Genomic DNA, 8,845 nt, shown 5'->3' with positions numbered 1-8,845 from the left:
AATGGGTGGACTGGTTCAATAAAACACGACTGCATAGCACGATTGGTTATGTGTCGCCTTTTGAGTTTGAAAAGCGGTATTATGACAATTTAACCCTGTCAGGCATTGCTGCCTGACTCAAGTAAAACACTCTCCGATATAGTCGGGGCGGTTCATACAGTCATTGACTTGTAAGGGTTTTTTATTGTCTAGAATTTAATAGAAAACAATCATTGAACTGTGCTGAAGAATCGGTAAAAGTAAACTTGCTAAACTAATGGATTGGATAGCAGTAAAAAAGGTTGCCAATACTATATGTAATATAGCGTTAGCAACCTTTTTTCATTTAGTGTTTTACTTAGATAATGTGCTTGATATTAGAATTTGTTATATCTAATTTTTAACATTAGAAAGAAGTACGGCGATAATTACGATATTCAGGTAACCAAAAATTCGCTTTTAATCGACGTTGTAAATTCTCCGCTGTGATAGGTAGTGCTAGCTTATCTTGAGCCGCTTGCAATGCCACTGCATACGCTATTTTTTCACTAATCTCTCTGATAACTTTAATCGGCGGTAGGATGGCGCCAGGTGCTTTTTCGTATTCCATTGAGATATCTGCAAGGGCTTGGCTTGCCGCCATGAGCATATTATCGCTGATACCCGTCGCCCGTGCTGCTAAAACACCCAGACCAATCCCGGGAAAAATATAGCTGTTATTACACTGAGAAACCTCGAAAGACTGACCTTCAAAAGTGGTATGAGGGAAAGGGCTACCTGTTGCAACAATTGCCTTACCCTTGCTCCAATTAGTCACTTCTTGCGGTGTTGCTTCCACACGAGACGTGGGGTTTGAAAGTGGTAATACAATAGGATGTTCAGTATTAACACACAAGGATTCGATCACCTCTTGGGTGAACAGACCTTTTTGTCCACTGACACCGAATAATACGGTTATTTTTGCTTGTTTAACCACTTGCGCTAAACCGAGTTTCTTACTTTTATCCCAGCTTTCAATAGCGGATTCTTTTTGTACTAACGGTTCTTGGAATTTTTGCAGTTCTGTCATGCCATCTGTTAGTAGGCCATAGCGGTCAACCATAAATACTTGACTGCGCGCCTGCGCCTCCGTTAACCCTTCACGCTGCATTTGGCGAATAATATGCTCAGCAATACCACAACCAGCAGACCCTGCGCCTAAAAATGCTATTTTTTGTTGGCTAAGCGTCTGACCTTTATTCAAGCACGCGGCAATCAAGGTACCGACTGAAACCGCAGCAGTACCCTGAATGTCATCATTGAAGCAGCATAATTGGTCACGATATTTATTTAATAATGGTGTCGCGTTCTCTTGGGCAAAATCTTCAAATTGTAATAATGCTTCTGGCCAACGACGTTTAACGGCTTGAATGAATAAGTCGACAAACTCATTATACTCATCACCAGAAATGCGTGGGTTTCTCCAACCCATGTACATAGGATCGTCAAGTAGCTGTTGATTATTGGTACCAACATCCAACAAAATTGGTAGGCAATAAGCAGGGCTAATACCACCACAAGCGGTGTACAAAGCCAATTTACCAATGGGAATACCCATACCACCAATACCTTGATCCCCTAGACCTAATATACGTTCGCCGTCAGTGACAACGATTACCTTCACGTTTTGCTTGGTGGCATTTTGCAGCATGTCATCGATTTTATGGCGCTCAGGATATGAGATAAATAAACCGCGTTTACGGCGATAAATTTGCGAGAATTTTTCACATGCTTGACCCACGGTTGGGGTATATATGAGCGGCATGACTTCCTCAATATGCTGCTCAATCAGATGGTGGAATAAGGTTTCATTGGTGTCTTGGATGTTACGCAAGTAAATATGCTTATCCATATCATTAGTGAATGAGCGCAGTTGATGATAAGCGCGTAGTGATTGCTCTTCAATTGTCTCAATATTATGAGGTAATAGCCCAGTTAAATTAAAGCTATCACGCTCTTCTGATGAAAAAGCACTGCCTTTATTTAGTAAAGGAGTCTCTAAAAGAGCGGGGCCTGCAACGGGAATATATAAAGGACGCTTGTTTGACATAATGTAATCTTCTTATTAAAGGCATATGAGTGAAAGCCATACTGAGTGAAAGCTATGCTAGTGCTGCATTATACATAGCATCTACTGGTATTTAACAATAGATAACAAAATCATTTTGAATGAACATGGCTCTAAAGGTGATGGCACGGATACATTGGCCTAGAAATATAGATATATTTAGCTTTTACCTTAAATTTTTATAAAAAAGGGTTTTTGATTATTGGGTGTTTTCTATGAGATTTCATACAATCGAAGCCGCTACCTTTATTGATGTCAGTATTGACGGCGGTATTGATAGAAATCTTTGTTAAGCAGATAAGTAATCCGCCAATATGACTTTTATTATCACTACGATATTTTTCAATTATTCAACGTATCACTATCAATACGACCATCAACCAAATTAATCGTTCGATCGCAAGATGCTGACAAGCGTGGATCATGGGTGACCAGCAATACCGCGCAATCACGTTCCTGATTGACTTTGCGGAACAACTCAAACACTTCTCCAGCCGTCACGGTATCCAGATTACCTGTAGGTTCATCAGCCAATAGCAATGCCGGTTCGGTTATCAAGGCGCGTGCAATGGCGACACGCTGTTGCTGACCACCTGATAGCTCGTTAGGTTTACTGTCAGCAAAGCGCTCTAACCCAACCGCTGCCAGTAGCTCGCGCGCTTTTTGGATAGTAAGCTTATTTGGACGACCCCTTGTCAATGTTAGCGGCATTAAGATATTGTCTAATGCGCTAAACGCTTGAATCAGATGATGGAACTGAAAGACAAAGCCAATACTACTGCCCCGTAAAGCGGTGCGACCAGCATCATTCATAGCACTGGTCGCTTGACCCAACAGATATAGCTCACCGCTGGCTGGCTGATCTAGTAACCCTAGTACATTTAGTAAAGTGCTTTTACCTGAACCAGAAGGACCAATCAGGGCAGCAAAGTCGTTATTGCTGATGGTTAAGTCAATACCGTGCAGCACCTCAATCTCATTAGGTTGACCGATGTTATAAGACTTTTTTAGTGCCTCTAAACGCAGAACTTCGTGAGATTGACTGGACATAGGAGTTGACGTCTTATTAAAAGGATTGGCAGAAACATCTTTAAAGTCACTGTTAAAGTCATTATTAAAAGTGTCGCTAGAATCATGATTAGACATAACGAATAGCCACCACTGGATCAAGTGCTGCTGCGCGCCGCGCTGGAATAGCGGCTGCTATCACACCAGTTAGCGTGGCTAACGACATAGTCACTAAGATCAGGTTTATCGATATGGGAATTGTAAATATGTCGGGCCCAAAAGTATTAAAAGACCAGACCAATACATAGCTGACACCACTACCGACAATCGAGCCTAACAAGCCAAATATAGCGCCTTGAATTAAGAATATTCGTAGGATTTGCTGACGAGTTGCACCCATGGCTCGTAAGATACCAATCTCGCGCGTACGCTGAACCACACTGACCGACAGCACACTGGCTATGCCAAAAGCCACCGAGATCGCCACAAAAACGACAATCATATTGCTAGATAAACTTTGAGCCGTGAGACCACTCAGCAGTTGGGCGTTGGTTTGAATCCAGCTTTCTGCTTGCAGTGAGGTCAAACGACCCACTTGTGCAGCGATTTCCTCCGCCTCAAAGATATCTTCAACCGTCAAATCAATGACTGTGATACCGCCCGGTAGGTTGAGTAATGACTGTGCTTGTTTTAAGTCTAGATAGACGTAGCGTGCATCAAGCTCTCGTACGCCGAGCTCAAATATACCAGCGATATTGACTACAGCGCTGTTGTTACTAAGGTTGCTACCAAGGTTGTTGCTCAGATTATTACTGGGAATACTATCGCCATCGTCTTGACCAGTATCTAAGCGCAGTTTACTACCGACCTCTACACCCAAATCTTTAGCCAGTTCACTACCAATCAATACATTATCTGCGCCCACTCGCAGCTCACCACTGATTAAGTATTCATCAAGTGGGATTATATTCTGATAGCGCGCCAAGTCAGTACCTACTAGTATCACCGACTCTAATGCCTCACCACGCCGGACAAACCCAGGCCCAGACACGTTTGGCGATACGGCAGTTAACAAGGGCAGTTGATCCAGCGTATCAGTGATTTGCTGCCAATTATTAATAGAACGCAGACGTTGTGGACGCTTGTCTTCTTGTATCAGTTGCAGCGTATCATCAGCATACGGCGCTATTAGGTTGACTTCATCTGGCGCTACTAAGCGAATATGTGCCTGACTGCCAAGGGTGCTTTCAATAAGGTTAGTCTGTAATCCTTGGATGAGTGCGGTGATAAATATAATAACGGCAACACCTATCGCTACTCCCAGAGTAATCATCAACGACTGTATGCGTCCCTCGCGTAAAAAACTGATGGCAATAGTGGCATCAATCCATAGTCTACCGAAAAAAGCCGTCAATTGACTGTCTCCGCTGCTTGGCTCTTATCACTTACCGTCGTTATCTTGTCAGCATCAGGAGCGGCAAAAGGTGCTGCTTGAAGCGCGGTTCTCACTCTTTTTCCATCAGCCAGTGAGACTGTCGCATCAACCAATATCTCATCACCTGCGCTCAGTCCTGAGAGCACCTCTGAAGCTGATAGCCCGCGCAATCCCAATCTTACTCGCTGGCGCTGTACTTGACCATCCCGCAATAATAATACTTCGGCGCTGTCTTCTTTAACATTGGCTAGTGCATCATTCGGAATGACTAAGGCTTTTGCGCGTCGATCCGTTTCGATATTTACAGATACTGTCATGTCTTGGCGCAAGAACTCAGGTACAGGATCAATGGCCAATCGCACTTCTACCGTACCGCGTTGCGGATCTATACTTGGTGCAATGAAACTAATACGTACGGGGAACGGTTTATCCGGATAGGCATCGGCAATAGCGACAGCTGGTTGCTGCAAAGCCAACCGAGATAAATTACGTTCATCAAGCGGTACTCTTATTTCAGTCTTACCATCGAGGGCAATAGTAAACAAGCTCTGACCTGGTTGCACCAAATCGCCTATTTCTACATTACGGGTCAGAATAGTACCTGATACTTTGCTACGTACTTGCGCTTTATTGAGCTGAGCCTGCAATGCGGCAATACGAGCACGTAATAAATCTTCTTCAACACCACCAGAGGAGAGTGCATTCGCTCTCAGTCGTGCATTTTCAAGGTTATTGCGTGCTTGAGCTTGGGATTGAATCGCCTGCTCCATTTCCTCATCAGAGATGGCCGAGATAGCAGCCAATTCGCGCCTACGCTCGACATTACGATCAGCTTGCGCCAACGCTACTTCGGCATTTGCCAAATCTACTGCTGCCTGTGGACGAGTGCTACTAATCAACTCCGCCAACTCGGCTTCTGCTTGCCGCACTTGGGCTGCAACGTCATCGGAGCTTAGTACCAATAATAAATCTCCTGCAGCGACTTGTTCGCCTTCTGCTACCCGTCGCTCTAATACGACACCTGATATCTCGCTACCAATGTCAGTATTCGATACGGCAACGACCCGTCCAGTCGCTATGACCGTCTGCACCAAAGGCATCGAAGATATTCTATAGCTTGGTAATAGTGGTCCTTGCCACCAGCGAAAGGCAAAAAATCCCGCAATAATGATGAGCAGTAGTGCGCTAACGATCAGTTTATAAGGAATAGCGCGCAATGAGTTTCTCCCGTTCAGAACAAGTACCTAGTAGTTTACAGTTTCTACTAAATCCGATCGTTATGCGAGTTTACTGCAAAATTTTTTAGGTTTAAAATCATTTATTAACTGAAAATCATCCTGTTGGTATGGTTATATTTTGCATGGTTATATTAAGAGTATTTGATTCACTACAATAGTTAAGATGTAAAAAACCCCTTCAGGCTATTATTTATATAGCATGAAGGGGTTTTTACTGCCGAATAAATCAGTGCGATATATACAGATTAAAAAGCCAAGTTGATCATCAAATGCCTATCGTAAAGTCAGAATAATGGCTCAAGTGCTCAGAATCATATAAACACCAAACCATCTTCAGTTTGATGCACCTTAATATCAACATCATAAACATCGCTTAATTGCGAGCGTGTCATCACTTCACTAGGCGTTCCTTGTGCAACAACTTGTCCACCGCTTAATAGCACCACTTCATCAGTATAGCGATGCGCATGGGTCAAATCATGCAACACAACCAAGATACTTTTGCGTTGCTGTCGCACCAAATTATGTAAATAATGAAGTAAAAAACGCTGATGGCGAATATCGAGATGATTGGTCGGCTCATCAAACATCATGATTTTAGTGTCTTGCATTAGCGCCCTTACGATAGCCAAGCGCTGCTTTTCACCGCCTGATAAGGTTTGCACGCGGGCACTGACCAAACTTGATAACTCAAAGTCTTGTAGTAAACGTTGCGCGCGCTCAACATGATGGCTATTTGGGCGCTGATACCATGCAAGATTTGGCGAGACTCCTAACAGCGCATAATCCAATACCGTTAACGGCAGCTCAAAACGCTCATGTTGTCCAACCCAAGCGATATGACCATCATTCATGACCTCGTTGATCGGCTGACCGTAAATCGTAATGTGACCATCCGTTTTAAGCGCGGTTCCTGTGTGTTGACCTAAAACCGTGTGCAGCAACGTACTTTTACCCGCGCCATTTGGTCCGATAAAGGCGACCAGCTTTTGGCTTGGCACGGTTAGTTTATCTATCTTTAACAATGTTTTATGGCCATGCGAGATATGAATATCTTGCATCGACAACAACTCGCCTGCATCACTACTCTTGATATTACTACTATCTATATTGCTTTCTCGATTTGCTAGCGATGTCTTTGATGTAGCCGTAAAATACGAATGAAACATAAATACTCTCTCCAATTAACGGCGGCTACTACGCACAAACAGCCAAATAAAGAATGGACCGCCAAGCAACGCTAAAACGATGCCAACGGGCACATCCACTGGATAAGCAACATGCCGCGCCGCGCCATCAATGACGAGTAATAATATCGCCCCAAGCCAACCAGACCAAATCATGAGACGCATACGTCTGCCACCAAACAGAATAGCTAATAGGTTGGGCACCATCATGCCAATAAAACCAATGACGCCTGCTAAAGACACCGCTGCCCCTGTCAGTAATGCCGAGGCAATCACGACCAAACAACGAACCACACCCACTTTGATGCCCAAGGACTTAGCGGCTGCCTCACCAAGCATCAGTCCATCCAACTGACGACCTAACGGTAATAAAATCGCTAAGCCTAAAACCATAGAAATAATTGAATATCGCAGCGGCACAAAACCCGCTTCCGCCATACTGCCTGACAGCCAATTGGTCGCGGAGCGCAGCACCATATCATCAGACATGAATAAAATCAGGCTGACCACCGCAGCACAAAAAGCACTGATGACAAATCCCAATATCAGCAAGCCCATCTGCCCACCACCCAAAAACCGATGACAAGCGAGAATAAACAAGCACACCAATACGCTTCCAGTAAACGCCGCAAGCGGTATCCCAATGCCGCCAAACCCCAATGCCAGAACCAAAACAACACCAAGCGCTGCGCCACCTGATGTACCGATTAAGCTAGGGTCCGCTAAAGGATTTTCAAATAAAGCCTGTAATGCTGCACCACTAACTGACAACGCCATACCAACCAGTAATACCGTCACCACACGCGGATAACGCAGCTGCCAAATAGTATCGTCAAGATGGCTAGGGCTTGACCATTCGCCAAAGCCAATACCAAGCGCCAACCAAATTAGTAGCACAGATATGACAGCGGCAGTAATATAGTAGAGGCTAGGTTTATGTTTTCCAGTTTGTGTAGAGATAGAAGCAGAAATCGTATTTGCCATGTGAGATGTCATTTTGTTGAATATGAGATAAAGGATTTTTGCTTAGGCTATTTTGCTACAGCGTTCAGCTTTTTTAAGACGTCAGGCGAATGCAAGCCATAACGCAGAAAGTCATCTGCTGGCCAAAAATGTACGCCGCCCTTCTTGCCTGCGGCACTTGCTGCAACCTCAGGACGTTTACTAAATTTACTGACCCCGCCAACCACTGCCTGATTATGATCGGCAATAATAATCACATCGGGCTTGGCGGCCAGCCAGCCTTCACGGGACATAGGTTTTAGCCCTGATACGTTTGCAGCGTTAATCCCACCAGCTCGGCGAATCAACTCATCCCCTACCGTGCCTTTACCTGCAACGATACGACCATCGTAACTTAATAAATAACGCTTACCCGTCTTTGCCATTGGACTCATCCCTGTATTCCAACGCTTTGCAAGCTGCGACCCTTCGGATTTTTTATCAACATAACTGCCGATAGATTTAATACTATTGGCAAAGGTGCTTACCTCTTCTTTGGGCGCGACATTAACGGCTTTAACTTTTAAGCCGTTTAAGCGCTGATAAATACTCGCAGGCTGCACCATATAACTACCAAGCACCAAGTCTGGCTTGACCGCCAACACTGACTCGGCGGTGATATTACGGTGCATACCCACGGCTGGCACGCTCTTTAACGCTGGATTATGATTGGTTGCATCTTTACCAACCAACTTATTGGTCGCTCCTAGTGCCACCACGACGTCTGCAACATCGGGGCTCATCGCGACAATACGCTCATAAGCTTGGGCAGAAAGTGAGGGCACGGCAAATGCGCCAATAATGGCAGCAGTACTGATAGCCCGACTGGTCAATTTTTTATTTATCACTGCGTGAGTGATTACTGTTTTTGATAATGCAGAAGACATAA

8 protein-coding genes are annotated in these 8,845 nt (G+C 44.4%); 1 reads left to right on the top strand and 7 read right to left on the bottom strand.

Features of this window, described 5'->3' with window-relative positions; genetic code table 11:
* The coding region (locus JFC08_RS14000; RefSeq protein ID WP_338101665.1) for an IS3 family transposase at positions 1-116 on the top strand (116 nt) is incomplete at its 5' end.
* Positions 117-385: 269 nt separating this feature from the next.
* On the opposite strand, the gene JFC08_RS10905 is transcribed toward JFC08_RS14000, so the two are convergent.
* From JFC08_RS10905 to JFC08_RS10875, 7 genes are all read right to left on the bottom strand, one after another.
* The gene (locus JFC08_RS10905) at positions 386-2,068 is read right to left on the bottom strand and encodes an NAD-dependent malic enzyme (protein ID WP_198330709.1); all 1,683 of its coding nucleotides are present in this window, start codon (positions 2,066-2,068) and stop codon (positions 386-388) included.
* A gap of 360 nt (positions 2,069-2,428) precedes the next feature.
* Positions 2,429-3,136, bottom strand: coding sequence for an ABC transporter ATP-binding protein (locus tag JFC08_RS10900; RefSeq protein WP_198330713.1), 708 nt, complete (start codon positions 3,134-3,136; stop codon positions 2,429-2,431).
* Between the two features lie 88 nt (positions 3,137-3,224).
* Positions 3,225-4,508, bottom strand: coding sequence for an ABC transporter permease (locus tag JFC08_RS10895; RefSeq protein WP_227697740.1), 1,284 nt, complete (start codon positions 4,506-4,508; stop codon positions 3,225-3,227).
* Positions 4,505-5,746, bottom strand: a complete 1,242-nt coding sequence (locus tag JFC08_RS10890; protein ID WP_198330708.1) for an efflux RND transporter periplasmic adaptor subunit — start codon at positions 5,744-5,746, stop codon at positions 4,505-4,507. Before JFC08_RS10890 ends, JFC08_RS10895 begins: the two co-directional genes overlap by 4 nt.
* Positions 5,747-6,078: 332 nt before the next feature.
* The gene (locus JFC08_RS10885) at positions 6,079-6,936 is read right to left on the bottom strand and encodes an ABC transporter ATP-binding protein (protein ID WP_198330707.1); all 858 of its coding nucleotides are present in this window, start codon (positions 6,934-6,936) and stop codon (positions 6,079-6,081) included.
* A 15-nt stretch (positions 6,937-6,951) separates the two neighbouring features.
* Positions 6,952-7,938 carry a FecCD family ABC transporter permease gene (locus JFC08_RS10880; protein WP_198330706.1) on the bottom strand — a complete coding sequence of 329 codons (987 nt, stop codon included), beginning with the start codon at positions 7,936-7,938 and terminating at the stop codon, positions 6,952-6,954.
* Positions 7,939-7,985: 47 nt separating this feature from the next.
* Positions 7,986-8,843: a heme/hemin ABC transporter substrate-binding protein gene (locus JFC08_RS10875; RefSeq protein ID WP_227697739.1), complete on the bottom strand. Its 858-nt coding sequence runs from the start codon at positions 8,841-8,843 to the stop codon at positions 7,986-7,988.
* Positions 8,844-8,845: the final 2 nt, after the last annotated feature.

Source organism: Psychrobacter cibarius, from assembly GCF_016107535.1.
GTDB classification, from domain to species: Bacteria; Pseudomonadota; Gammaproteobacteria; order Pseudomonadales; family Moraxellaceae; genus Psychrobacter; species Psychrobacter cibarius.
This window is presented reverse-complemented; position numbering and strand designations above follow the sequence as displayed.

What these genes read in the sequence shown, in the direction of transcription:
- JFC08_RS10880 (WP_198330706.1), bottom strand. Translation starts at nt 7,938, where the DNA reads ATGGCAAATACGATTTCTGCTTCTATCTCTACACAAACTGGAAAACAT.
- JFC08_RS10905 (WP_198330709.1), bottom strand. Translation starts at nt 2,068, where the DNA reads ATGTCAAACAAGCGTCCTTTATATATTCCCGTTGCAGGCCCCGCTCTT.
- JFC08_RS10875 (WP_227697739.1), bottom strand. Translation starts at nt 8,843, where the DNA reads ATGTCTTCTGCATTATCAAAAACAGTAATCACTCACGCAGTGATAAAT.
- JFC08_RS10885 (WP_198330707.1), bottom strand. Translation starts at nt 6,936, where the DNA reads ATGTTTCATTCGTATTTTACGGCTACATCAAAGACATCGCTAGCAAAT.
- JFC08_RS10900 (WP_198330713.1), bottom strand. Translation starts at nt 3,136, where the DNA reads ATGTCCAGTCAATCTCACGAAGTTCTGCGTTTAGAGGCACTAAAAAAG.